Raw genomic sequence first — 25,105 nt, 5'->3', positions numbered from 1 at the left:
CCTTGTCCGCTCCCTTTCTTCGTTCCTGGTATCGCGTGCTGGGGTCGTCCGCTTCCCCGCTCAGCCCTTGCCGAGAGCGGCTTCGAGTTCCGGGACGACGGAGAAGAGGTCGCCGACGAGGCCGTAGTCGGCGACCTGGAAGATCGGCGCCTCCTCGTCCTTGTTGACGGCCACGATCACCTTGCTGTCCTTCATCCCCGCCAGGTGCTGGATGGCCCCTGAGATGCCGAAGGCCATGTAGAGCTCCGGCGCCACGATCTTGCCGGTCTGGCCCACCTGGTGGTCGTTGGGCGCATAGCCCGCATCCACCGCGGCCCGGCTCGCCCCCACCGCCGCCCCCAGCCGGTCGGCCAGCTTGTCCAGGATCGCGAAGTTCTCCGCCGACCCCATCGCCCGGCCGCCCGAGATCACCACCCGCGCCGCCGTCAGCTCCGGACGCTCGCTCTTGGCGATCTCGGCGCCCACGAAGGACGACACCCCCGGATCGGCCACCGCCGCCACGCTCTCCACCGACGCCGTGCCGCCTTCGGCCGCCACCGGGTCGAAGGAGGCCGCCCGCACCGTCACCACCTTCTTCGCATCCGCCGAGCGCACGGTTGCCAGCGCGTTGCCCGCATAGATCGGCCGCACGAAGGTTTCGGCATCCACCACGTCCGAGATGTCGGAGACCGGCTGCACGTCCAGCAGCGCGGCCGCGCGCGGCATCACGTTCTTGCCCACCGCCGTGGCCGGGGCCAGCAGGTGCGTGTAGCCCGGCGCAAGCTCCACCAGCAGCGCCGAGAGCGGCTCGGCCAGCATGTGCCCGTCGCCCTCGGCATGCAGCACCTTCGCGATGCCCGCGATCGCCGTGGCGGACTGCGCCACCGCCGCCGCCCCCGAGACCAGCAGGTGCACCTCGCCGCCCGCCGCCTGGGCCAGCTTCCGGGCCGCCGCGATCGCCGAGCGGGTCGGCTGGTTGACGTGGCTGCCGTCATGGTCGGCCAGGACCAGGATGCTCACCGGGATACTCATCTCAGATCACCCCCGCTCAAATGACTTTTGCTTCGTTGCGCAGCTTGTCCACCAGCTCGGCCACCGAGCCCACCTTCACCCCCGCCTGGCGCTTCGCCGGCTCCTCCACCTTCAGCACCGTCAGCCGCGGGCTCGCATCCACCCCCAGATCCGACGGCTTCACCGTCTCGATCGGCTTCTTGCGCGCCTTCATGATGTTGGGCAGCGAGGCATAGCGCGGCTCGTTCAGCCGCAGGTCCGTGGTCACCACCGCCGGCAGCTTCAGCGACACCGTCTCCAGCCCGCCATCGATCTCGCGCGTGACCTTCGCCACGCCGTCGGCCACCTCCACCTTGCTCGCGAAGGTCCCCTGCCCCCAGCCCAGCAGCGCCGCCAGCATCTGCCCCGTGGCGTTCATGTCGTCGTCGATCGCCTGCTTGCCCAGCACGATCAGCCCCGGCTGCTCGCGCTCGGCCAGCGCCTTGAGGATCCGCGCCACCGCCAGCGGCTCCACCGCGCCCTCCTGCTCCACCAGGATACCGCGGTCAGCCCCCATCGCCAGCGCCGTGCGGATCTGCTCCTGCGCCTGCGCCGGGCCCACCGAGACCGCCACGATCTCGCTCGCGATGCCACGCTCCTTCAGCCGCACCGCTTCCTCGACCGCGATCTCGTCGAACGGGTTCATCGACATCTTGACGTTCGCCGTCTCGACGCCACTCCCGTCCGACTTCACGCGTACCTTCACGTTGTAGTCCACCACCCGCTTCACGGGCACCAGTAGCTTCATCGTGTTTCGCTTTCTTCCCTACGGCCGCGGTCCCGCCCGGTAGCGGCAGCCCTGCCACCTGCACTCTGCCCCGCTGGCTAGAACCGCCTCAGTAGCTGCGCGGCATCCCCAGCACATGCTCGCCCAGATAGGACAGGATCAGGTTCGTGCTGATCGGCGCCACCTGATACAGGCGCGTCTCGCGGAACTTGCGCTCGATGTCATATTCCTCGGCGAAGCCGAAGCCGCCATAGGTCTGCACGCAGGCCTCGCCGGCCGCCCAGCTCGCCTCGGCCGCCAACATCTTGCCCATATTGGCTTCCTCGCCCGGGCGCTCGCCTGCCTCGAACTTCGCCAGCCCCTTGTGCACAATGGCCTCGGCGGCGCGCATCTGCGCATAGGCGCGAGCGATCGGGAACTGCACGCCCTGATTGGCACCGATGGGCCGGCCGAACAGCACGCGCTCCTTGGAGTAGGTCACAGCCTTTTCGATGAACCACTTGGCGTCGCCGATGCACTCGCTCGCGATCAGCAACCGCTCCGCGTTCATGCCGTCCAGGACGTAGCGGAAGCCCTTGCCTTCCTCGCCAACGAGGTTCTCGGCCGGGACCTCCATGTTATCGAAGAACACCTCGCAGGTGTTGTGGTTCATCATGGTGCGGATCGGCCGAATGGTCAGGCCTTTGCCCAGCACCTCGCGCATGTCCACGATGAAGGTGGACAGCCCCTCGGTCTTCTTCGCTACTTGGTCGCGCGGCGTGGTGCGCGCCAGCAGCAGCATCAGGTCGGAATGCTCGGCGCGCGAGGTCCAGATCTTCTGGCCGTTGACGATATACTTGTCGCCCTCGCGCCGGGCCACGGTGCGCAGTGCCGTGGTGTCGGTGCCGCTGGTCGGCTCGGTCACGCCGAAGGCCTGCAAGCGCAGACTGCCATCGGCGATGCCAGGTAGGTACTTTTGCTTCTGCGCCTCGTTCCCGTGCCGTAGGATCGTCCCCATAATGTACATCTGCGCGTGGCAGGCCGCGCCGTTGCAGCCCTGGTGCTGCACCTCCTCCAGGATCGCCGCCGCCGCCGAGAGGCCGAGCCCGGCTCCGCCATATTCCTCGGGAATCAGCGCACCCAGGTAGCCCGCCTCGGTCAGCGCTTGCACGAACTCGGTCGGATAGCCGCGCACCTCGTCCAGCTTGCGCCAGTACTCGCCGGGAAACCGCGCGCAAAGCTTGGCGACCTCCTCGCGGATCTCCGAATGGGAATCGATCTGCATCTCGTTCATGGCGCTTCCACCCTGTTTCCAGCGGCAACTGGCTAGGCGGCCATCATGCGCGACGGAAGACCCCCTTCCAACGATAATTCTTTTCGAACATCTATACCAAATCGCTATATCATCCCAGGAGCTTTCCCTCCCAGACATTCTCCTCGACCATCAGCGCCACCTCCCGCCGCAGGACCTTGTCGAAATGCTGCACCGCGATGGAGGCCCGACGGCCCTGTGGTAGGGCGACGACCAACTTCCGCGAGAGATGCGGGTCTACGACCGGCGATGCCGCGAGCAGCCCCGCCGAGACCTCCTGGTGTACGGAAGCGAGGGGCAGCACCGTCGAGCCGAGTCCCCGGGCCACCAACCCTTTGAGGATCTGTAGCGCATCGGCTTCCACTGGGATGCGCAAGGAAAGGCCCCTCTTCCCCGCCTCCCTCTCCAGCAGGATGCGCAGCCCGTGCTGCGGGCCGGGCAGGATGAGGTCGTGGCTGGCGAGCTGGTCGAAAGGCACCGCATGATGCGGCAGCGTTCCGCCTTCCGCGGCGGTGATCAGATAGAGATTCTCCATCAGCAGAGGTGTGAAGCGAATATTCGCGCCCTGCTCCGCCCCATAGACCACGGCGATGTCCAGATCGCCGCTGTGCAGCCATTCGAGCAGATAGCCGCTGAAGGCCGTCACCACGCGCAGTCGGACATCGGGATAGAGCCTGAGGAAGCTCTCGATCAGCCGCGTGGCAAGCACGTCACCCACGGTCGGAGGGACGCCGAAGATCACCTGGCCGCGCACCGCCTCCGCTTCTTGCAGGAGATCCGTCCGTGTCTCCTCGATCTGCCGCAGGATGCCACCGACACGGTCGCGCAACATCTCTCCCGCCCGGGTCAGCACCATGCCGCGTCCGTGCCGGATGAAGAGCGGTACTTTCAGCTCCTCCTCCAGCAGCCGGATCTGCCGGCTGAGCGCCGGCTGGGCGATCCGGAGCCGGTCGGAGGCCTTGCTGAGGCTGCCGAGTTCGGAAACATGAATGAAGGTATTGAGCTGACGGAGGTCCATGATGGATATAAATCCGCTATATCTCCTTGCATCACATTATAATTCTGTAAGGTCTACATGATCCTCTAGGAAGGCGGGAGAGAAAGGGCGCCTTCCGCCCGAGAGGAGGAAACGATGGGTTCCGAAGCGCCGGCCTGGCAGAAGGACGTGTTCGACGTCCTGAAGGCCGCGAAGATCCGGCACCTGGTCTATGTGCCGGATGCCGGCCATGCCACCGCCATCCGCATGGCCGAGGCCGACGAGACGATCCATTCCGTCGTGCTGACCACCGAGGAGGAAGGCATCGGCTACCTCGCCGGCGCCTGGCTCGGCGGCGAGCGTGGTGCACTGCTGATGCAGTCCAGCGGCGCCGGCAACTGCATCAACACCCTGGGCCTCGCGGCCTGCGCCCGCTTTCCGCTGCTGATGGTCGTGACCATGCGCGGCGACTGGGCCGAGTTCAACCAGTGGCAGAATCCGATGGGACAGGCCACCGAGGCCGCGCTGCGGCTGATGGGCGTCATGACCTGGCGTGCCGACGACCCCAAGGATGTCGCGCCGCTGCTGCGTGGTGCGGCCACCATGGCTTTCGAGGGCGATTCCTCCTGCGCCGTCCTGCTCGGCCAGCGCCTGATCGGTGAGAAGGAGTGGGTGAAATGAGCCCCGGTGGAACCCTCGACCGCCGTGCGGTCGTCAGCGACCTGCTGCAGGACCGTGGCGACCTGCTCGTTGTCACCGGCCTCGGCTCGCCCTCCTACGACGTGATGGCGGCCGGCGACCACGACCTTAACTACTATCTTTGGGCCGCGATGGGCAGCGCCATGACGGTGGGGCTCGGCCTCGCCATGGCGCAGCCCGAGCGCCCGGTGATGGTCGTGACCGGCGACGGCGAGGCGCTGATGGGCTTCGGCGCGCTGGCCACCATCGCACTGCGCAAGCCGCGCAACCTCTCCATCGTCATCCTCGACAACGGCCATTTCGGCGAGACGGGGATGCAGCCGAGCCATGCCGGCCAGGGCATCGAGTTCACCCAGGTCGCCCGGGCCTGCGGCTTCCCGCTGGTCGATCTCGTCACTGAGCGCCAGGGCGTGGAGCCGCTGCGCCGCCGCGTCCATGCGCGGGAGAGCCTGAACCTCGCCGTAGTGAAGATCGCCGCGGTGAACCTGCCGCGCGCCCTGCCGCCGCGCGACGGTGTCTATGTCAAGAACCGCTTCCGGATGGCGCTCGGCCACCAGCCGGCCTGAATCCGCCTGGGCTCGGGGGCCTGCCGCATCGGATGCCGGCGGGCCCCGGCCCCAGGTAGTGCAAAGCTGGAAACAAGGAAGGGAAAATCCGGGATGAGCGATGTCCTGCGCTACCGCAACACCGTGGATGGCAAGGCGCGCGAAGGTAGCGGCGGCGACTGGATCGCCTCGCAGAACCCCTTCACCGGCGAGACCTGGGCGGAGATCCCGCGCTGCACCGCCCAGGACGCGACGGAGGCGGTGGAGGCCGCGCACCGCGCCTTCCGCCAGGGTGCCTGGCCGGCCCTGACGGCGACGGCGCGCGGCAAGCTGCTGCGCCGCCTGGGCGACCTGATCCTGCGCGACGCGGAGACGCTGGCGCGGATCGAGGTACGGGACAACGGCAAGCTCTTCGCCGAGATGCACGGCCAGCTCCGCTACATCCCGGAGTGGTTCCACTACTATGGCGGGCTGGCGGACAAGATCGAGGGCGGCGTGCTGCCGCTCGACAAGACGGAGATGTTCGCCTTCACGAAGCACGAACCGCTGGGCGTCGTCGTTGCCATCACGCCCTGGAACTCGCCGCTTCTGCTGCTGGCCTGGAAGCTGGCGCCGGCCCTGGCGGCGGGCTGCACCGTGGTCATCAAGCCATCGGAGTTCACCTCCTGCTCGACCCTGGCGCTCATGGCGCTGATCGAAGAGGCGGGCTTCCCGCCCGGCGTGGTGAACACCGTCACCGGCTACGGCGCGGAGATCGGCTCGGCGCTGACCGAGCACCCGCTCGTGTCCAAGGTCGCCTTCACCGGCGGCGACGCCACGGGGGCCGCCGTCTACGGCTCCGCCGCGAAGGGGCTGAAGCACGTCACGCTGGAGCTGGGCGGCAAGTCGCCCAACATCATCTTCGACGACGCGAGGATCGAGGATGCGGTGAAGGGCGCGATCTCGGGCATCTTCGCTGCCTCCGGCCAGACCTGCATCGCCGGCTCGCGCCTGCTGGTGCAGCGCTCGGTCTACGAGGAGGTGGCGAACCGCGTCGCCGCCTTCGCCGGCACCGCGCGGCTGGGCGACCCGATGGAGATGGAGACCCAGGTCGGCCCCATCACCACCCTGCCGCAGCGCGAGAAGGTGCTGTCCTATATCGGCATCGCGCAGGATGAGGGGGCCCGCTGCCTGCTCGGCGGCGGCACGCCGAAGGCGCCCGGGCTGGCCCAGGGCTGGTTCGTGGAACCCACCATCTTCGCCGACGTGACCAACACGATGCGCATCGCACGGGAGGAGGTGTTCGGCCCGGTGCTGTCGATCATCCCCTTCGAGGACGAGGCGCATGCGGTGGAGATCGCCAACGACACGATCTACGGCTTGGCCGCCGGCGTCTGGACAGGCAGCACGCGGCGCGCCTTCCTGATGGCCGACCGGCTGCAGGCCGGCACCGTCTGGGTCAACACCTATCGCGCCGTCAGCTTCATGGCGCCCTTCGGCGGCTACAAGCGCAGCGGCATCGGGCGGGAAAGCGGCCAGGACGCGATCTACGAGTACCTCCAGACGAAGACGGTCTGGATGAACCTTGCCGAAGGTGTGCCGAATCCCTTCGTGCTACGCTGACAAGAAACAAGGCCAACGAGCCGGGGGGGATAGGTGGGTTCCAGCAAGATCGTGGCGCGTTTCGACCTCTGGTACCATCCGGCCATGGCGGAACGCTTCGCCGCCGAGCCGGGGCTGGAGCTCCTGACCCTGCCCCTGGCGGGCGAAGACTCGCTCGCGCAGCTTGCCAGGGCGCATGCCTACCAGATCTCCTCCGCCAAGGACGAGCTGCCGCGCCGGTGGTTCGCGGATGCGGCACTGCTGCGCGAATGCCCGCGCCTGCTCTGCGTCTCCACCAATGGCGCCGGCTACGACACGGTGGACGTGCCCGCCTGCACCGATGCCGGCGTGCTGGTGGTCAACCAGGCGGGGGCCAATGCCCAGGCCGTGGCCGAGCACACGCTCGGCCTGATGCTGGGCCTGACCAAGCGCGTCGTGGAAACGGACCGGATGCTGCGGACCGAGCGCGGCTTCTCGCGCGAGGATCTGATGGGGCGGGAGCTCGCGGGGCGCACGCTCGGCCTGGTCGGGATCGGCCATGTCGGGCGCCGCGTCGCGGCCATCGCCGCGGCCTTCGGCATGACGGTCCTCGCCACCGATCCGGGCCTCCCGCCCGAGGAGATCGGCTGCCGCGGCGCCGAGCCCGTGCTCTTCGGCGAGCTGCTGGCGCGGGCCGACATCGTCTCGCTGCACTGCCCGCGCGGACCGGAAACGCTGGGGCTGATGGACGATGCCGCTTTCGCCCGCATGCGGCCCGGCGCGCTCTTCGTCAGCACCGCCCGCGGCGGCATCCATGACGAAGCCGCGCTGGAGCGAGCGCTGCGCTCCGGCCATCTGGGCGGCGCCGGGCTCGATGTCTGGGAGGTCGAGCCGCCACCCATGGACCATCCGCTACTGGGCCTGCGCAACGTGATCGCAACCTTCCACACGGCGGGTGTGACCGGCGAGGCCCGTCGCAACATGGCGCTCTCGGCGGCGACACAGGTGATCGCGGCGCTGCACGGCGAACGGCCGCCGCATGTGGTCAATCCGGAAGTCTGGCCACGCTTCCTGGAACGACGCGACAAGGTCCTGGGGGCCTGACGCGACAAGCAGCGACAAAAACGGGGATGGAGGAAACAACATGACGGTCCAACGACGCAGCTTTCTGCAACTGCCCGCCGCATTCGCCCTCGCCGCCCCAGCGGTGGTGGCCATCACCGGCACCGCCGCCGCGGCCGATTCCTGGCCCAGCCAGCCCATCCGCTTCATCTGCCCCTTCGCGGCGGGCGGTCCCACCGACGTCGCGGCCCGGATTGTTGCCGATGCGCTGGGGCCGGTGCTCTCGCAGCGCGTTGTCGTCGAGAACCGGACCGGTTCGGGCGTGGTCATCGGCACCGAGGCGACGGCCAAGGCACCGCGCGACGGCTACACTTTCCTCTACAGCACGGTGGCGCATGCCGTGCTGCGGCCGCTCTTTCCCAATCTCAGCTTCGATCCGGTGAAGGACTTCCAGCCGGTGGCGCTGGTCGGCACCATCCCCATGCTGCTGATGGTGAACAACGACGTCCCCGCGCGGAATCTGCAGGAGCTGATCGCGTTGTTCCGCGCCTCACCCGGCAAGTACAACTACGGCAGCTCCGGCGCGGGCGGCGCGGTGCATCTGGCGACCGAGCTGTTCCTGCAGCAGGCGGGCGGGCTCAAGGTGAACCACATCCCCTATCGCGGCGCGGCGCCGGCCATGCCGGACCTGCTGAACGGCAACCTCACCATGTTCCTCAACGTCGCCTCGGACGGCGTGGCCAGCGTGCAGCGCGGCCAGACCCGCGCGCTCGCGATCAGTTCGGCCCGCCGCATGCCACAGCTCCCCGACGTTCCAACCTTCGCCGAGGCCGGGCTCGCCGGCTTCGAGGCCTATACCTGGCACATGATCTTCGCCCCGGCTGGCACGCCGGCAGAGATCGTCCAGCGCATGAACGCGGCCATCAACCGCGTGATGGGCGAGGATCGCGTGCGCAACCGCTTCATGGAAATGACCATCGACCCGAACTCCACCTCGACACCGGACAGCGCCGCGCAGTGGCTGCACGCCGAGATGGCGAAATGGGAACCGCTGGTGCGCGCGGCCGGAATCACGGCAGGCTGAGGAATTCCGGCGAGACCGGACGGCATGAAGAGCCATGCCGCCCGGCTGCGCCCAATCGAGAAACACGGGAGGTCACCCATCCATGCAAAGACGCAGCCTACTCGCCGCCCTGGCCCTCGCGCCAGCGGCCCTGCCCCGTCCCGGCTTCGCGCAGGGGGCCACCAGCGGCTGGCGCCCCTCGCGCCCCGTCACCATGCTGGTGCCCTTCGCCGCGGGCGGGCCGACCGACGTCATGGCCCGTCTCCTCGCGCTCCGCATGTCGGAGCGCCTCGGGCGGCCGATCGCAGTAGAGAATGCCGGCAGCGCCGGCGGCATCGTGGGAACCCAGCGCCTGGCTCGCGCCGCGCCGGATGGGCACACCTTCGGCCTCGGCCATATGGGCACCCATGCTGCCAACGTCTCCTTCTATCGCCGCCTCCCCTATGACCCGGTCGCGGATTTCGAGCCGGTCGGGCAGTACGCCACCAATCCAATGATCCTCGGCGTGCACCCTTCCATAGGAGGCAACGCGCAGGAGGTGTCGGCCTGGATCGCCGCTCATCCCGGCGAACTGACGGTGGCCAATGCCGGAAATGGATCCGTCTCCTATCTCGGCGCCCTGCTCTTCAACCGGGTCTTCCAGGCGAAGGCGACACTGGTGCCCTATCGCGGTGCCGGCCCGGCGCTGCAGGACACGGTGAACGGCGTCACCCATGCCGTGGTGGACCAGGCGCTGACCGTCATCCCCCAGGTGCAGTCGGGTGGGCTCAAGGGGATCTGCGTCACCGTGCCGAGGCGCTTGCCGCAGGTTCCCGACCTGCCCAGCTCGGCCGAGATCGGCAAGCCGGATTTCGACATCGCCGTCTGGAACGGCGCTTTCGTACCCAAGGGGACGCCCGCCGAGATCGTGCGCTCCCTGGCCGCGACACTGAACGAGACGCTGGAGGACCCGCTCATCCGGGAACGCTTCGCCGCCCTGGCCGTGGAGATCCCGCCCGTGGCAGAGCGCGGCCCAGAGCCGCTGCGCCGCCTGATCGCGAGCGAGATTGCTCGCTGGCGACAGGTCGCGAGCGATGCAGGCGTGGTACCGGAGTGATGGAACCGGAAGGAATGCAAAGCATGAAACTGCGCGCCCTGCTCTTCGCCCCTGGGGATTCGGAACGCAAGGCCGGCAAGGCCCTTGGCTCCACGGCGGATGCCGTAATCCTGGATCTGGAGGATAGCGTCGCCGCAGCGGAGAAGACAGCCGCGCGCGAGGCCACGGCGGGGCTGCTGGCTGGCTCGCATGCCCGGTCCGGCCGCGTCGTGCGCGTCAATGCGCGCGACAGCGGCTGGTACCTGGCCGACCTCGCCGCCGTTGTGCCGGCGCGGCCCGACGCGGTGATGCTGCCGAAATGTACCAGCGCGGAGGATCTGCGGGCCCTCGACCACCATCTCGAAGCCATGGAAACGGCGGCAGGTCTGCCGGTCGGTGGGATCGGAATTCTGCCGATCGTCACGGAGACCGCGGCCTCCCTACGCGACATGCGCTATGCCGGCATCACACTCCGACTGCGGGCCCTGGTCTTCGGGGCCGAGGACCTCGCGGCCGATCTCGGCATCGCCCCACGCGACGCGGATGGCCGACAGACGGCTGCCATCCAGGCAGCCCGCGCCTCCCTGCTCCTCGCCGCGGCGGAGGCACAGGTGCCCGCGATCGATACGCCCTGGCCCGATCCGCGCGATCCCGACGGGCTGGAGCGGGAGGCGACGGAGGCGGCGCGCGACGGCTTCGCCGGCAAGCTCTGCATCCATCCCGCGCAGATCGATCCCGTCACTGCCGCCTTCACCCCCTCCCCCGAACGCATCGCCTGGGCGCAGGCCGTGCAGCTGCTCTTCGCCGAGGCATCGGGGGCCGGCGTGCTGACGCTGGATGGGAAGATGATCGACCGGCCGCATCTGCGCCTCGCGGAACGAATCCTCGCCACCGTGGCAGTCTGATCCGGACGAGGATGACGGGGGCGTTGGCTGGTCTTCTCAGCTATCCAGGCCGGATGTCCGCCTGAGGCGGAAGCCTTGCTATGAGACCTTCCTCTCCGGAAGTTCCATGAGGCGCCTGGGCTTCTGCTATTGTCACCGCGCCGGATGAACCAAACTGACCATGGCGGCACTATCGGCCGCCATGGGATCAGTGCATCGCCATGTTGCGAGACCGGATGGACCCGGCCCGGAATTCAAACGCCCGGGATGGATCGCTTCTGAAGACCCAGGCCGGTATTCTCCTCGATCATCCCATCGCCATCCAGGTAGCCATGGCGGCTGAGGTCCGGCATCAGGCAGGCCGCGATGAAGCCCACCACCGCGAGAGCGGCAACATAGACGAAGAAGACGCTCTCGACGCCGCTGGAGCGCAGCCAGAGGGCGGTGTACTCTGCCGTGCCGCCGAAGATGGCGTTGGCGATCGCGTAGGGGAAGCCGACGCCAAGCGCCCGGATGGCCGGCGGATACAGGTCGGCCTTCACCAGACCAGAGACCGGCGTGTAGAAGGACGCGATCAGCAGGCCTGCGACCACCAGAGCGAAGGCACTGTAGGGGCCGGAGACGCGCTGGATCCCGGCGAGGATCGGCACGACGCAGAGAGCTGCCAGCCCCATGAAGAGCAGCATATGGGCCTTGACGCCGATCCGGTCGGCCAGCATGCCGAACAAAGGCTGGCAGAGCATGAAGACAACGAGGGCAAGGGTCATCACGATGCTGACGACCTCGGGATCAAGGCCGGCGGAGACCACCAGGAACTTCTGCATATAGGTGGTGAAGGTATAGAAGTAGAGGGAGCCCGCGCCGGTGAAGGCCAGCACCAGTGCGACCGCGCGCTTGTGCTGCATGAGGCCCTTGATCGAACCGGCCTCCTTGCGGTGCATATCCTTGTCGGATGCCGTCTCGGTCATTGCGCGGCGCAGATAGACAACCACGATGGAACCCAGGGAGCCGATGAGGAACGGAATGCGCCATCCCCAGGCCCGCAGTTCCTCGGGGGAGAGCGTGTGCTGCAGCACGACGACGACCAGCAATGCCAGGAGCTGTCCAGAGATGATCGTGAAATACTGGAACGAGCCAAAGAAGCCGCGCCGCCCGGGGGTTGATACTTCGCTGATATAGGTGGCACCGGTGCCATACTCGGCGCCGACGGAGAGGCCCTGCAACAGGCGCGCGGTCAGCAGCAGGATGGGCGCCGCGATGCCGATCGTCTGATAGGTGGGCAGCACGGCGATCATGAAGGAGCCGAGCGACATGATGATCACGGAGATGATCATGGACGTCTTGCGACCGCGCGTGTCCGCGATCCAGCCGAAGAGCCATCCGCCAACGGGGCGCATGAAGAAGCCGACCGCGAAGATCCCGGCCGTGGCGAGGAGCTGGCTTGTCTGGTTCCCGGAGGGAAAAAAAGAGGAAGCGAAATAGATCGCGGTGTAGGCGTAGACGAAGAAGTCGAACCACTCGACGAGGTTTCCGGAGCAGGCGCCGATCAGCCCCCGTATGCTGGCGCTCCTTCTGGCATTCCCGTTGGTATCCACGCCGGTCTCTTGGCTGCCGCCCATGTTCACGGCTTCCGGGCCTCTCATGAACTCTTTCTCCCTTTTCCTCTTCTGGTGGACACCCCGCCTCGCGGAGACCCCGATGGCCGCTTCTGCCGCTGGCGTAACATTCGTTGGAATTCGCGAATGAAAGCGCGATGGCACTCGCACAAGCACAAGTTGCTTCAGCCAGCCCGGACCCATGGAACACGCGGGCCGCAAGTCATCCGGTTTCCACCTTCGACCGGGAACTTGGCTCTAAGACAGCAATCAGCAATATCAAGCGGAGAGGCTCATGGGCCCCTTGACTTCAGCCGCAAGGAACATGTGGCACACGTTTCTTTGCCGTGTCCCGCTTCCACCACGTCAATGCAGGCAATAATCAGGATGGACACCCCGATACTGCGCTTCCGCGGCGTTCATATCCCATTTCAGTTGGCGCATGCACATGGGCTTGATTAGGCCGCATGGATGACCAAGCCTGCCGCAAGGCTCGATGCAAAGCTTGTCGGCTCCAATGCGGAAGTCTGGATAGATACCTTGTTCCCGCCTTGTCACGCCTGCCTCCCGTCCAACCCAATGACTGGACTGCTATTTGTTATATGAGTGGGGTATAGTTGGCCCCGTGCCCCAGACGCAGAACAATCCTGTTTGAACGTCTATGCCAGTTTTCTAACGCTTCGCTTCCGAGCCCAGAATGCGGCCGCAAGCGGTCCTCTGGACCGAACGCCCCACAACCCACGAGAGAGCCAGGAAAGGGGCGCACGGCCGTTGAGCCGTGATCTGGGCTGTCGAAGCGGATCAGCGCTGATCCTGAAGGAAATCGAGTGCCTCGGTGATGGCTGGGGCCAGCATCGAGCCATGGCTCTCTTCGTCGAAACGCGTGGGCATGACTTCCAGATCGAGCAGCCGGCTGATGATGTGCATCCTCTCCTCCAGTAAAACAGGATACCAGCCAGAGCGCCGCTCACTTGATCAAGCGGTTCGCCCACCCCAGAATGCGTCCACCTTGAACAGCTTCCGCTTTCTCCACGCCGCCGACCTGCATCTGGACAGTCCGCTGCGAGGCCTGGGGGCCGACGCTCCGGCGACGCGTATCCGCCAGGCAACCCGCGACGCCCTGACCAACCTCGTTGACCTTGCCATCCGGGAGCAGGTCGATTTCGTCGTGGTGGCCGGCGACCTCTACGATGGCGACTGGCCCGATTTCCGGACCGGCCAGGCACTCGTGGCCGCCTTCGCCCGACTGACCCGCGCCCGGATCCGGATCATCGCCATCCGCGGGAACCATGACGCCGAGAGCGTGCTCACCCGCTCGCTCAGCTTGCCCGAGGGAGCGACGCTGCTGCGGGCCGATCGGCCGGACACGGTGGAGTGGCCGGAGTTCGGAGTCGTCCTGCACGGCCAGAGTTTCCAGACCCGCGACGTCCAGCAGAATCTCGCCCAAGGTTACCCGACACCCACCGCGAACCGCTTCAACATCGGCTTGCTGCACACCGCCGCCACCGGCCGCCCCGGCCATGCCTCCTACGCACCTTGCACGGTCGAGCAACTGGCCTCGCACGGCTACGACTACTGGGCACTTGGTCACATCCATGCCCGCGAAGAGGTGCTGCAGGACCCCTGGATCGTCTTCCCCGGCAACCTTCAGGGCCGCCATGTCAACGAGAGTGGCGCCAAGGGCGCCAGCCTTGTCACCGTGCGGCACGGGCGCGTGGCCGGCGTGGAGCACCGGGCCCTCGACGCCGTGCGCTGGACACGCCTCACCGTGGACTGCGATGGGGCGGCCGATGAGGAGGCCGTGCTGATCCGCTGCCGCCGCGCCATGGGCGAGGCCGTGGACGCCGCCGAGGGCCGCCTGCTGATCCTGCGCCTGCGGCTGGAGGGCGCCTGTCCCGCCCATCTCGTCCTCGCCCGGGACCCGGCCGCTCTGCGCCAGAAGCTTCTGGCCGCCGCGCTGGAGGTGGCAGAGGCCGACATGGTCTGGATCGAGGACGTGCGTGTCGCCACCCGCCCCATGCAGGACATCGGTGCGCTGCGGGCGCGGGACGATGCTGTCGGGCGGCTCGTGCGGGCGATCGATTCCCTGGCCGAGGCCCCCGAGGGGGCGACCGGCCCCGCCGCTGCGGCACAGGGCTACGCCACGGCGATGCTGGACCGCGGCCTGGGCGGACTGCGTCAGGCACTCGGGCCGGATCATCCCGCTGTCCAGGCCGCAGTGGGGCGCCTGTCGCCCGAGTTGCTGCAACGGGCGCGGGACCTGCTGCTCGCCCGTCTTGCCCAAGGTTGAGGCGCCATGCGTCTGACGGGTCTCGCCCTCCGCCGCTATGGCCCCTTCGAGGACATGGCGCTCGTCTTCGATCCCACCCCGGGGCGCATCAACCTTGTCCTGGCGCCCAATGGCGCCGGCAAGTCCGTCCTGCGCCAAGCCTTCAATGACCTACTCTTCGGCATCGGCGCGCAGACGCCGATGGGGTTCCGGCACGGTTACCCGGGTATGCAGCTCTCCGCGACAGGCATCGGGCCTGACGGCGGATCCTTCGCCTTCACCCGGCGCAAGGGAAATCGGAACACCCTCACCGGCGAGGGCGACATCCCACTCGACCAGGCCTGGCTGGATCGCCTGCTGGGCCGGGCCGACGGGAAGCTCTTGTCCCAGCTCTTCGCGCTCGACACGGAGCGGCTGCGTCAGGGTGGCCGCGAACTCCTGAACTCGGGCGGCATCCTGGCCGATGCGCTGCTGGCCGCAGCCGGAGGGCTGCGGGAGGCCTCAGCACTGCACCGCGCCCTGGAGCAGGAGCGCGACGTTCTGGCACCCACGCGTAGGACGGCCTCGCGCCCCTTCTACGTTGCGCTCGACCGTTGGGCCGAGAGCCGCCGACAGCTCAAGGATAGTCTGGTGCGGCCACGGGAATGGGCCGAGCGCGAGAAAGCGCTGCAGGACGCCCAGGCTTTTCGCGACAGGAGCAACCGCGCTGCGACCGAGGCGGGCGGGCAGTTGCGCCGGCTGGAACGCGTGCGCCGCACGCGACCGCTCCTGATGGCGCATGCCACGGCCACGGCCTGGCTCGAAGCCAATCCTCATGCACCGAGGCTCCCACCGGAGCTTGCCGAGCGACTGCCGGCCGCGCGCGGCACCGTGGCCAAAGCAGGCCATATTCTGGAGACGGCCCACGCCTACCTCGCGCGGCTGGATGATGACATCGCCGGGATCGTGGCCGACGACGCCCTGCTGGCCATGACCGGGCAGATCCAGACCCTGGCCAGGATGGTAGGCCTTGTCGAGGAGGCCATGGCCGGGCTGCCGGGAGCGGAGGCAGCGCTCAGGAATGCTCGGGACCGGGTGGCGGCTCAGGCCAGGATCCTGGGCCAGGCCGATATTGCCGATCCCGCCTCGCTCGTCCCGCCGCCGGCCCTGGTGGCGCAGCTTCGTCGCCTGACGGCGGAACGGGCGGCCCAGGAGACAGCACTCGCGAGCCTTCCTCGGCGCGCCGCGGAGCAGGAAGCGCGCCGCGCCGAGGCAGAGCGGGTCATCGCCGTGCTGCCACCGCCGGAGGACGTGCGCCAGTTGGAGGAGATTCTCGGAGAGATCCGACGCGAGGGTGACCCGTCGCGTAACCTGGGGGCGGCCCGGCGTGCGGTGGAGGAAGCAGAGGCGCAACTCGCGAGCGTATTGGCCCGTCTTCCCGCTCCGCTACGCGACCCGGAAGTGCTGGCCACACTGGATCCGCCAGCAGCGGCGGAGCTGGAACGGCTCGCGGCCGCACGGGATGCCGCACGACGTCTTCTGGAGCGCCGGGATGAAGCCGTTCGCCAGGCCGGGGAAGCCCTGGCCGCGGCGAGGACCGAGCAGGCAGCACTTGAGGCGGGCGGCGTGCCGCCGACAGAGACCGAACTTCTTCAGGCTCGGAAACATCGGGAGACGGGGTGGGACCTCGTGTTCCGCCGCCTCTCCGGCGAAAGCCCCGCTCGGGAAGAGGAGCGGGTCTACGGAGGTGGTCGTTCCTTGCCGCTGGCCTATGTCGACGCCGTCAACGCCGCGGACCGGATCGCGGATGCACGTTGGTCCGATGCGGAGCGGGCAACGAGCGCCGAGCGGCTGGTGCGCGTGGTGGCTGACCGCGAGGCTGCGCTCTCGGCTGCATGGGATGGGGCGCGCCAAGCTCGGGAAGCCTTGGAGGCAGCCCAGGTAGATTGGGCCATGGCCGTTCACCCACTCGGGATGGATGGCGCGGCAGGGCTGGCCGAGGTCCAGCGTCTGCTCGCCGCCCGAGAAGCTGGACTGGCCGCGCGCCAAGCCCTTGCCGTCACCACCGCCAGCCTGACCGAAGTGCTGGTGCTGCAGGACGCTGCTGCGAACCGGTTGCTCCAGATACTCGGCGAATCCGGTCCAGGGGAGCTGTCCCTGCTCCTTGACCGGGCCGATACCGCAGTCCGGCGACGACGCGCAGCACAGGACCAGAGGCGGGAACACGAAGCGGTTGCACTGGCCGCGCGTGATGCGCTTCGGGACATCAGGCAGGAACACGAGGTGGCGTCCGAGCGTCAGGTGCGTTGGCAGGCCGAGTGGGGTGCCGCGCTGAAGCGCCTGGGGCAGGCACCGGACCTGCCGCCGCAAACCTTGGATAAGGTACTGGACGCTAGCGACGTGCTCGCGCAGAGCTTGCGGAGCGTTGCTGACCTGGAGGTTCAGGCTTCTGCATGGCGGGCGACATTGAAGCGGTTCCAGGCCGGCTACGCAGCACTCTGCGAGCGCCTCGGTGTCTCGCCCGGGGCGGATGCCCTCGGCGGGCTGCGCGAGATGGATCGCCGTCAGCGGGACGAAGCGGCCGTGGCAGAGCGCCGCGCCGCGTTGCGCGACCAGCGCGAGAGGGAACTGATCGCGCTACGCCAGCACGAGGCAGCCCTTGCTGATGCCACGGCCGCACTCCAGGCGGTGATGGCCGAGGCCGGCGCCACAACGGCAGAGGCGGCAGAGGATCGTATCCTGCTCGGTGCCGAGCGGGCCCGGCAGGAGGGGTTGCGCAGCGCCGCTGAAGCCGATCTCCTGGCCGGAGGTGACGGACTGGACTTGGACACGCTGAGGACCGAGGCGGCGGCATATTCTGCGGACGACCTGGAGTTGGCGCTACGGGAGGTCGAGGAGGCGCAGCGTGACCATGCTGTCGCAGCACAGGAGCAGGTGGCCATCGTGACGGCGCTCGAGCTGGAACTACGACAGCTCGCAGGGGACGATGCCGCCGTCCGGGCAGCCGCAGACGAAGCCTCGGCCGCGGGCCAGATCGGCCAGACGCTGGAGGACGCACTCGCCATGCAAGTCGCGGCCGGGCTGCTGGAGGCCGCACTCGGGGCTGTGCAGGAGGGCGGTGACGACGCCTTGCTCCGCCGCATCGGTGAGGCTTTCTCGGAGTTGACCGACGGCACCTATGCCGGCGTCGCGTCCCGCGAGGACGATCGTGGGATGGCGCGGCTTGTGCTGCGCATGCGTGACTTCCCCGAGGATGAAGTGGATGTCGATCAGCTTTCCGAAGGCACCAGGGACCAGCTGTTTCTCGCCCTCCGCCTGGTCGCCATCGCCGACCAGGCGGCCAGCGGCACCGTGTTGCCCTTCGTCGGCGACGATATCCTGCAGAGCTTCGATGGCCGACGTGCGGCAGCAGCCTTTCGCGCCCTGCTCCGCCTGAGCGAGACGACCCAGGTCATTCTGCTCACCCACCATGAGCACTTGCTGGACATACTGCGGGATATGGGTGCTTCGCCGGACATCCATTTCCAGCACATGGCCCGGCCATGACGTGGCCGGGCTGAGCCATGCTTTGCGCTACTCTGTGCCGAACATCATGCAGCTGCGCGGAAGACGATGCAGACCGGGCTGCCGGTGCGCGCAGCCAGCCCGTCAGCGGTCAACTGGCCGGTGATAGCGTCAACACGGAATCGCTGGATGGTGTCGTCATCCTCGTTCGCGACGAAAAGGAAGCGATCGTCGGGAGAAAGAGCGAAGAAGCGCGGCGTGCGTCCGCCCGATGGTGCCCACTGGACTGGCGTGAGCCGTCCGGTGCCTTCGTCCACCGCGAAGGCGGCAATGGTTTCGGACCCTCGGTTGGATGCATAGACGAAGTGCCCATTGGCAGAGATGGCAATCTCGGCCGCACGGCTGTTGCCGGTGAAGGTATCAGGGAGCGAGGAAACGACCTGCACCGGATCGAGTGCTCCGCTCTCGCTGTCGTAATGGTAAGCCGTGACAGTGGAATCCAACTCGTTCACCACATAGGCGAATCCCGCGCGAGGGTGTAGCACCACATGGCGCGGCCCGGAGGTTTCGCGCGCTGGCACCGAACCCTGTTCACTGGCCACCAACTTCCCGGCGTCCGCGTCCAGCCGGCAGGTGAAGACGCGGTCCAGCCCCTTGTCCGGCACGATGATGAAACGGCCCTGGCAATCGAACTCCACCTGGTGCGGCTTGGCGAAGGGCTGCTCCACCCGGTGCGGCCCGATCTTGCCGGTGAGTGTGACAAGGTCGCGCACCGGGCCGATCGTGCCTTCCTCCGGGTCGATCGGCAGAACGGCCAGGGTGGAAGTGATGTGGTTAGCGATCACCATGAATCGATTGGTGGGATCGATCGCGAGATGGACGGGGTTCTTCCCCTCCGTGGACTGGCGGTTGATGAAGGTCAACTGGCCACTTCGCGGGTCAATCCGGAAGGCACTGACCTCCGTGCCGTCGCCATGTACCGTGTAGAGAAAGCGCTGCTGCCGGTCGAAGCAGAGGAAGGACGGGTTGAACAGATCTCTCACCAGTTGCTCCTGAGTCCAGGCACCGGTCTCCGCGTCCACACGGTAGAAGCCGATGCCATCGCCACGCGCATTCCGCGCCCGCGTCGTGCGGCAGCCGACATAGGCGTGGAAAATCTTGGGGGTATTCGGCATCGCGGAAAAACCTTTGCTGGACACGGACGGTACTGCGTGGGCGGGGCCTCTTGCCACGGCAGAAGCGGCGAGCGCCGCAAGGATGGCACGCCGATGGTGCGGGATCATCCCGTGCACCTCAACGGCTCTGGCCGACGGTGTGCAGGGCGGAAGGCACCTCTTCGCCTTGCTCCGACCGCAGGCGCATCGCCATCATCATGACGAAGGAGATGAAGAGCAGCGCCGCCAAGAAGTAGAGTCCGGCCAGCGCCGATCCAGTGCTGTCCTTCACCAGCCCGATGGCATAGGGGCCGACGAAGCCGCCCAGGTTGCCGATGCTGTTGATCACGGCGATGGAGATCGCTGCCGTGGAGCGCGTTAGGAAGAGGTTCGGCACGGCCCAAAAAGGCGACTTGAAGGCATAAAGCCCTGTCATGGCCAGGGTAATCATCGCCATGGCCAGCACAGCCTGCTGGAACACCGCCGCAGCCAGCAGGCAGACCCCGGCCAGCAGCAGCGGCAGGGCGGAGTGCAGCTTGCGTTCGGCCCTGCGGTCGGAGGAACGCGACCACAGGACCATGCCCACGGTGGCGACCGCATAGGGCAGCATGGCCACCAGCCCGACTTGCGTGTTGGTCAGCGTGCCCGAGAAGCCCCTGATGATCTGCGGCATCCAGTAGCCGACACCCAGGCTACCGCACTGGTACACGAAGTAGATGGCGGCCAGCAGCAGGACCTTCGGGTTCCGCATGGCGTCCCAGACCCCGAGATGCTGCACGCCTTCGCGCCGGGCATTGTCCCGCGCCAGTTCGGTGGTTAGCCAAGCCTTCTCGCGCTCGTCCAGCCAGCGCGCCTGCTCCGGACGGTCGGTGAGGAACAGGAAGACCGCGATGCCGCCGAGGATGGCGGGCCCGCCCTCCAGCAGGATCATCCAGCGCCAGCCGGACAGTCCCAGGCCATGGACATTGTCCATGATCCAAGTGCTGAGGGGCGCGCCGATCAGGTAGGAGACGGGAATGGCGGAGGTGAACCAGGCGACGGTGGTCGCGCGTTCCTTCGCCCGGAACCAGTAGGTCAGGTAGACGATGATGCCAGGAAAGAAGCCGGCCTCGGCGACCCCTAGCAGGAAGCGCAGGATGTAGAGCTGCGTGGCGGTCTGCACGAACGCAGTCAGGCAGGCGATGATGCCCCAGGTGACCAGGATGCGCGCGATCCAGATCCTGGCGCCGAAGCGCGTCAGCATGGCGTTGCTCGGCACCTCGAACAGGAAGTAGCCGATGAAGAAGATGCCCGAGGCGAAACCGAAGGCCTCGCTGGTCAACGCCAGCTCACGGTTCATCTCCAGCGCCGCGTAGCCGATATTGGCCCGGTCGAGATAGGAGATGATGTAGAGCACGAAACAGAAGGGAACGATGCGCCAGAAGACCTTGCGCGTGGTACGGGTCTCGATGTCAGGCTGCGAGGGGTTCTGCATGGTGATGCTTCCGAGTGGGCGTGATGTCATTCCGCGGTGTTGTCACCGTTCCCGGCGATCCTGACGAATGTCATGGTCCCGGCTTCCGCGAAGGCACGAAGGGCTTCGCGCCTCCTGGTTCCGATACGCATGGCCTCTTCGGGCCTAGCCGGAAGCATGCGCGACCGGCCGCTGCCACCCTGTGGCATCGTGAGAGCATCGTTCCTGTCCTTTTCCGTCCCCTGCCGGTCGTGGCCGGCGAAACCCGCTAGGCGATGGCGGGGTACATCTTTCGACTGCGGGCCAGCGCCTGACGCAGGATCAGCGGGATCATGCCACCCGCCTGCATCAACCGGACTTCGCGCGCCGTTTCCAGCAGTGCCGTGGCCTCCGCCGGTATCGTTTCGCCCCCCACGCGTCGGAGCAGGAGCCGGACCGGCGCACGAGGGGCGAGGGTCTCGGGGTTCCAGTCGATCTCGATGGTGTCGCCCGATTGCAGGGCCAGTGCCTCAGGCCTCCAGCCCGCCGGTAGCTTCAGCGGCAGCACGCCCATGCCGACGAGGTTGGCACGGTGGATGCGCTCGAAGCTGTTGGCCAGCACGGCACGCGCGCCCAGCAGTTGTGCACCCTTGGCCGCCCAGTCACGGGAGGAGCCGGTGCCGTAGCGCTCGCCCGCCAGGATCACCACCGGCAACCCGGCTTCGGCATATCGCGCGGCGGCCTGCCAGACAGGCAGGACCTCGCCCGTGGGCGCGAAGACCGTGAGTCCCGCCTTGTGGCCGGTCCCGAGGAAGTTCGTCACTGTCCTGTTGGTGAAGAGGCCGCGCAACATGACCTCCCAGTTGCCCCGGCGTGAGGCATAGACGTTGAGGTCGCCCGGGTTCTCGCCACGCTCGACCAGCCACGCTGCGGCGTCGCTACGCGCAGGGATGGCACCGGCCGGCGAGATGTGGTCGGTGGTGATGTCGTCCCCCAGCACCAGCAGGGGGTGCGCCCGCAGCGTGCCCGGCTCCTGCGCCTCCGGGCCGAAATCCACGAAAGGCGGTGGGCGGAGATAGGTGGAGGCGGGATACCAGGGAAAGCGCGGCGTCGTCGGCGCCTGCAGTGCCGCCCAGGCGGGGGAGCGGTCGGCCTCCTGTCCGGCGAGAGCGATGTCGGCTGGGTCAGTCCCGGCGGCCACCGCTGTCTCGATCTCGGCCGGGCGTGGCCAGAGATCGCTCAGATGCACCGGGCGTCCCCCGGCATCGGTGCCGAGCGGTTCACGGGTGATGTCGAACCCGGCCCGGCCTGCGATGGCATAGGCCACCACCAGAGGCGGCGAGGCGAGAAGAGCGGATTCGATCTGCGGATGCACGCGCCCTGGAAAATTACGGTTGCCCGACAGGACAGCGACCGGCTTCAGCCCCCGTGTCTCGACGGCCTCCGCCACCGCCGGCAGCAACGGTCCGGAATTGCCGATGCAGGTGGCGCAGCCATAGCCGGCGATGCCGAAGCCCAGCGCTTCCAGGTCGTCCAGCAGTCCGGCCCGGCGCAGCCGCCGCTCGGCGGCCGGCGAGCCGGGGGTGAGCGAGGTCTTGACCCAGCCGGGCACACGCAGGCCCAACGCCCGCGCCCGGCGCGCAACCAGCCCGGCCGCGACAAGCAGGCCGAAATCGGAGGTGTTGGTGCAGGAGGTGATGGCGGCGATTGCGACCGCATCGGCCGGCATGCCCGCCACGGGGTTGCCGTCAGGGGACGTACCGGCCTCGGCCAGCGCTTCCGCCACCTGCGACAGGTCCAGCCGATCCTGCGGCCGGCGCGGCCCGGCGACCGAGGGGCACAGCGCCGACAGGTCGAGATCCAGCACCTTGGTATAGCGGGGCTCGTTCGCCGGATCGTACCAGAGCCCCTGTGCGCGGGCGTAGGCCTCCACCAGTTCGATCTGGGCTGCGCCGCGACCCGTTGAGCGCAGATAGTCGAGCGTGTGCCCGTCGATCGGGAACATGCCCGTCGTGGCGCCGTATTCAGGCGCCATGTTCGACACCACGGCGCGCTGACTGGCGGTGAGGGTGCCGACGCCCGCACCGAAGAACTCCACGAACTCGCCGGCGACGCCTGCCTCGCGGAGAAGCTGCGTCACGGCCAGGGCCAGATCGGTGGCGAAGCTGCCTTCCGGCAGGGCCCCGGTCAGGCGCACACCGTACACCTCGGGCACTCGCAGCGAGACCGGCACGCCGAACATCACCCCCTCGGCCTCGATGCCACCGACGCCCCAGCCCAGTACGCCGATGCCGTTGATCATCGGCGTATGGCTGTCCGTACCCACCAGCGTATCCGGCACGGCCCAGAGAGTGCCGTCGCGCTGCTCGGTGGCCACCACCGTGGCCAGGCGCTCCAGATTGATCGTGTGCATGATGCCGGTGCCCGGTGGAAAGACGCGGAAGCCGCTGACGCTGCCGGCTGCCCACTTCATGAAACGGTAGCGTTCGGCGTTGCGGGCCATCTCGTTGGCCATGTTCGCACCAAGCGCATCCGGCCGCGCGGAAACGTCCACCGGCAATGAATGGTCTGTCGAGGTCGCGACCGGCACGGCGGGATTCAGCAGCGCCGGATCGCCACCTGCCTCCGCCAGCGCGTCACGCATCGCGGCGATATCGACCAGGGCCGGGCCGCAGGTCGTGTCGTGCATCAGGATGCGAAGCGGCGCGAAGGGGATCTCGGCCTCGGAACGTCCGGTGTCGAGCCAGCCCAGCAGAGCCTTTTGGCCTGCCTCCCGGATCTCCGGTTCGGGCTGACGCAGCACGTTCTCCAGCAGGATGCGATGGCACCAGGGAAGACGCATGAGGACGTCCTGCCCACCTGCAGCAGCCGGCAGATCGATGGCTCGGCGTTGGCCGAAGCTGCCTCGGAGCGTGATCCAGGAAGGGCGAACGGCAGTCGGCATCGGAAACATCCCCTGACCTTTTGGCGGGCGGCAGTCATGTATCATATCGAAATATCGAACCGCAAGGATGATTTGCATAATATGACTATATAAAACCAATCACGGTCCTGGGGTTTGGCCGATATCATGCTATTCTCCTGCCATGCCCCGTCCCCCCGCCGCCGACCTGCATCGCGACCTCGCGCGCGCCATCGTCGATTACCTGCGCGCTTCGGGTGCGGAACCTGGGATCCCGCTGAGCGAGACTATCCTAGCGAAGGCGGTCGGCACCTCCCGCACGCCTTTGCGGGGCGCATTGCCGATCCTGTTGGAGCTTGAGGTGCTGGAGCGGTGTCCCAATGGCCGGTTGCGCCTCCAGCGGCTGCCAGGCGCCGGCGAGGAGATCGGTGCCGCCGATGGCGAGGCTGGCGATGCGGAGGAGCTCTACTGGCGGGTTGCCCGGGACCGCATTGGCGGCGCCCTTCCGGATGTGTTGGGAGAGGCCGAGCTGATGCGGCGCTATGGCGCGCCGCGCGGCATCGTGCATCGCGTGCTGTTGCAGATCATGGGCGAGGGCTGGATCGAGCGCGCCCCGGCAGGAAACTGGCGTTTCCTGGCGCTGATCGACGGACCGGAAAGCTACGACGAATCCTATCGCTTTCGCCGGGCCATCGAGCCCGCCGCGCTGCTGGACCCGGCCTTCTCGATGCCCCCCCTGATACTGGCGCGGCTGCGGCGGGAGCAGCAAGGCCTGCTGAAGGACCCCAACTCCGCCACGCCGCGCGAAGCGTTCGAACTGAACTCGGGCTTCCACCTCGCGTTGACGCAAGCTTCGAACAACCGCTTCTTCGCCGATGCCGGATTGCGGGTGACGCGACTACGCCGGGTCGTTGGTTATGTCATCGCGCTGGATCGAGGACGGCTCGCCACCCAGTCGGCTGAGCATCTCGCGATTCTGGAGCACATCGAAGCGAGGGACCGGGAGAAGGCGGCCGAACTGCTGGTGCGTCACCTGGATGCCGGACGCGCCTCCAAGGCGAAGCTGTTGGAGAAGGTCCAGCTGCAGGCACTGGGGCTGGCATCGATGCAAGGCGATGGGACAGCTACCTCCGTCTCCACGTCTCCACCGGACCAGGCTGCCTGAGAGCCAAGGGGCATCACCCGGTCGGACGGGCCTATCGTCATGCTGCACGTTCGCCAGGACAGGAACAGATGGCTATGCGTCGGAAGCTGCGGTGTGGCCGTCGTGCTGGCGAAAAGGCCGGGCTACACGATCTACGATGCCCTGATCCTGACGTCGCTCCGATGCGGGCTGTCTAGGGTCGAAAGGACCCCCAC

At 67.6% G+C, this 25,105-nt stretch carries 19 protein-coding genes; 10 read left to right on the top strand and 9 right to left on the bottom strand.

Translation table 11 applies throughout. The annotated features are described in order from the left end of the window. Window positions 1-60: 60 nt before the first annotated feature. From RGI145_RS21970 to RGI145_RS21955, 4 genes are all read right to left on the bottom strand, one after another. Complete coding sequence (locus RGI145_RS21970) at window positions 61-999, bottom strand: electron transfer flavoprotein subunit alpha/FixB family protein (protein ID WP_075799822.1); 939 nt, start codon at window positions 997-999, stop codon at window positions 61-63. A gap of 28 nt (window positions 1,000-1,027) precedes the next feature. Further along, complete coding sequence (locus tag RGI145_RS21965) at window positions 1,028-1,777, bottom strand: electron transfer flavoprotein subunit beta/FixA family protein (RefSeq protein ID WP_075797346.1); 750 nt, start codon at window positions 1,775-1,777, stop codon at window positions 1,028-1,030. 88 nt (window positions 1,778-1,865) lie between these two features. Beyond that, window positions 1,866-3,029, bottom strand: coding sequence for an acyl-CoA dehydrogenase family protein (locus tag RGI145_RS21960; RefSeq protein ID WP_208864020.1), 1,164 nt, complete (start codon window positions 3,027-3,029; stop codon window positions 1,866-1,868). 109 nt (window positions 3,030-3,138) lie between these two features. Beyond that, a complete protein-coding gene (locus RGI145_RS21955; RefSeq protein WP_075800638.1) occupies window positions 3,139-4,065 on the bottom strand; it encodes a LysR family transcriptional regulator in 927 nt (308 codons plus the stop codon). A gap of 114 nt (window positions 4,066-4,179) precedes the next feature. Here RGI145_RS21955 and RGI145_RS21950 point away from each other — a divergent pair, with 114 nt between their 5' ends. The 7 genes from RGI145_RS21950 (at window position 4,180) to RGI145_RS21920 (ending at window position 10,932) form a co-directional block, all read left to right on the top strand. Next, window positions 4,180-4,704: a thiamine pyrophosphate-binding protein gene (locus RGI145_RS21950; protein WP_075800637.1), complete on the top strand. Its 525-nt coding sequence runs from the start codon at window positions 4,180-4,182 to the stop codon at window positions 4,702-4,704. Beyond that, the gene (locus RGI145_RS21945; protein ID WP_208864019.1) at window positions 4,701-5,288 is read left to right on the top strand and encodes a thiamine pyrophosphate-dependent enzyme; all 588 of its coding nucleotides are present in this window, start codon (window positions 4,701-4,703) and stop codon (window positions 5,286-5,288) included. The genes RGI145_RS21950 and RGI145_RS21945 overlap by 4 nt, the downstream gene beginning before the upstream one ends. A 93-nt stretch (window positions 5,289-5,381) precedes the next feature. Continuing rightward, window positions 5,382-6,869, top strand: a complete 1,488-nt coding sequence (locus RGI145_RS21940; protein WP_075800635.1) for an aldehyde dehydrogenase — start codon at window positions 5,382-5,384, stop codon at window positions 6,867-6,869. A 33-nt stretch (window positions 6,870-6,902) separates the two neighbouring features. Further along, window positions 6,903-7,931 carry a hydroxyacid dehydrogenase gene (locus RGI145_RS21935; protein WP_075800634.1) on the top strand — a complete coding sequence of 343 codons (1,029 nt, stop codon included), beginning with the start codon at window positions 6,903-6,905 and terminating at the stop codon, window positions 7,929-7,931. A gap of 40 nt (window positions 7,932-7,971) precedes the next feature. Then, window positions 7,972-8,973 (top strand): Bug family tripartite tricarboxylate transporter substrate binding protein, encoded by a 1,002-nt coding sequence (locus RGI145_RS21930; protein ID WP_075800633.1) that lies wholly within the window; start codon window positions 7,972-7,974, stop codon window positions 8,971-8,973. Between the two features lie 82 nt (window positions 8,974-9,055). After that, a complete protein-coding gene (locus RGI145_RS21925) occupies window positions 9,056-10,048 on the top strand; it encodes a Bug family tripartite tricarboxylate transporter substrate binding protein (protein ID WP_167668401.1) in 993 nt (330 codons plus the stop codon). 23 nt (window positions 10,049-10,071) lie between these two features. Beyond that, on the top strand, window positions 10,072-10,932 hold the full coding sequence (locus RGI145_RS21920) for an HpcH/HpaI aldolase/citrate lyase family protein (protein WP_208864018.1): 861 nt from the start codon (window positions 10,072-10,074) through the stop codon (window positions 10,930-10,932). Between the two features lie 233 nt (window positions 10,933-11,165). Here the strand turns inward: RGI145_RS21920 and RGI145_RS21915 are convergent, their stop codons facing one another. Both RGI145_RS21915 and RGI145_RS26035 read right to left on the bottom strand, forming a co-directional pair. Beyond that, the gene (locus RGI145_RS21915) at window positions 11,166-12,554 is read right to left on the bottom strand and encodes an MFS family transporter (protein WP_083671364.1); all 1,389 of its coding nucleotides are present in this window, start codon (window positions 12,552-12,554) and stop codon (window positions 11,166-11,168) included. 753 nt (window positions 12,555-13,307) lie between these two features. Continuing rightward, complete coding sequence (locus RGI145_RS26035; RefSeq protein WP_257787117.1) at window positions 13,308-13,433, bottom strand: hypothetical protein; 126 nt, start codon at window positions 13,431-13,433, stop codon at window positions 13,308-13,310. An 82-nt stretch (window positions 13,434-13,515) separates the two neighbouring features. Here RGI145_RS26035 and RGI145_RS21910 point away from each other — a divergent pair, with 82 nt between their 5' ends. Together RGI145_RS21910 and RGI145_RS21905 are read left to right on the top strand one after the other, a co-directional pair. After that, window positions 13,516-14,796: a metallophosphoesterase family protein gene (locus tag RGI145_RS21910; protein ID WP_075800631.1), complete on the top strand. Its 1,281-nt coding sequence runs from the start codon at window positions 13,516-13,518 to the stop codon at window positions 14,794-14,796. A gap of 6 nt (window positions 14,797-14,802) precedes the next feature. Then, on the top strand, window positions 14,803-18,300 hold the full coding sequence (locus RGI145_RS21905; RefSeq protein WP_075800630.1) for an AAA family ATPase: 3,498 nt from the start codon (window positions 14,803-14,805) through the stop codon (window positions 18,298-18,300). Between the two features lie 44 nt (window positions 18,301-18,344). On the opposite strand, the gene RGI145_RS21900 is transcribed toward RGI145_RS21905, so the two are convergent. The 3 genes from RGI145_RS21900 to acnA all read right to left on the bottom strand — a co-directional run bounded on the left by RGI145_RS21900 (window position 18,345) and on the right by acnA (window position 23,788). Further along, window positions 18,345-19,541, bottom strand: coding sequence for a lactonase family protein (locus RGI145_RS21900; RefSeq protein WP_237183326.1), 1,197 nt, complete (start codon window positions 19,539-19,541; stop codon window positions 18,345-18,347). Window positions 19,542-19,551: 10 nt separating this feature from the next. Next, a complete protein-coding gene (locus tag RGI145_RS21895; RefSeq protein WP_075800628.1) occupies window positions 19,552-20,886 on the bottom strand; it encodes an MFS transporter in 1,335 nt (444 codons plus the stop codon). Window positions 20,887-21,133: 247 nt separating this feature from the next. Then, on the bottom strand, window positions 21,134-23,788 hold the full coding sequence (acnA, locus tag RGI145_RS21890; protein WP_083671358.1) for an aconitate hydratase AcnA: 2,655 nt from the start codon (window positions 23,786-23,788) through the stop codon (window positions 21,134-21,136). 142 nt (window positions 23,789-23,930) lie between these two features. On the opposite strand from acnA, the gene RGI145_RS21885 reads away from it, so the two are divergent. Continuing rightward, window positions 23,931-24,911: a GntR family transcriptional regulator gene (locus tag RGI145_RS21885; RefSeq protein WP_075800627.1), complete on the top strand. Its 981-nt coding sequence runs from the start codon at window positions 23,931-23,933 to the stop codon at window positions 24,909-24,911. Window positions 24,912-25,105: the final 194 nt, after the last annotated feature.

The sequence above is a fragment of the Roseomonas gilardii genome, from assembly GCF_001941945.1.
In the GTDB taxonomy this organism is placed as follows: Bacteria; Pseudomonadota; Alphaproteobacteria; order Acetobacterales; family Acetobacteraceae; genus Roseomonas.
Note: the sequence above shows the minus strand (reverse complement) of the source record. Positions and strands in the feature narration are given on the sequence as shown.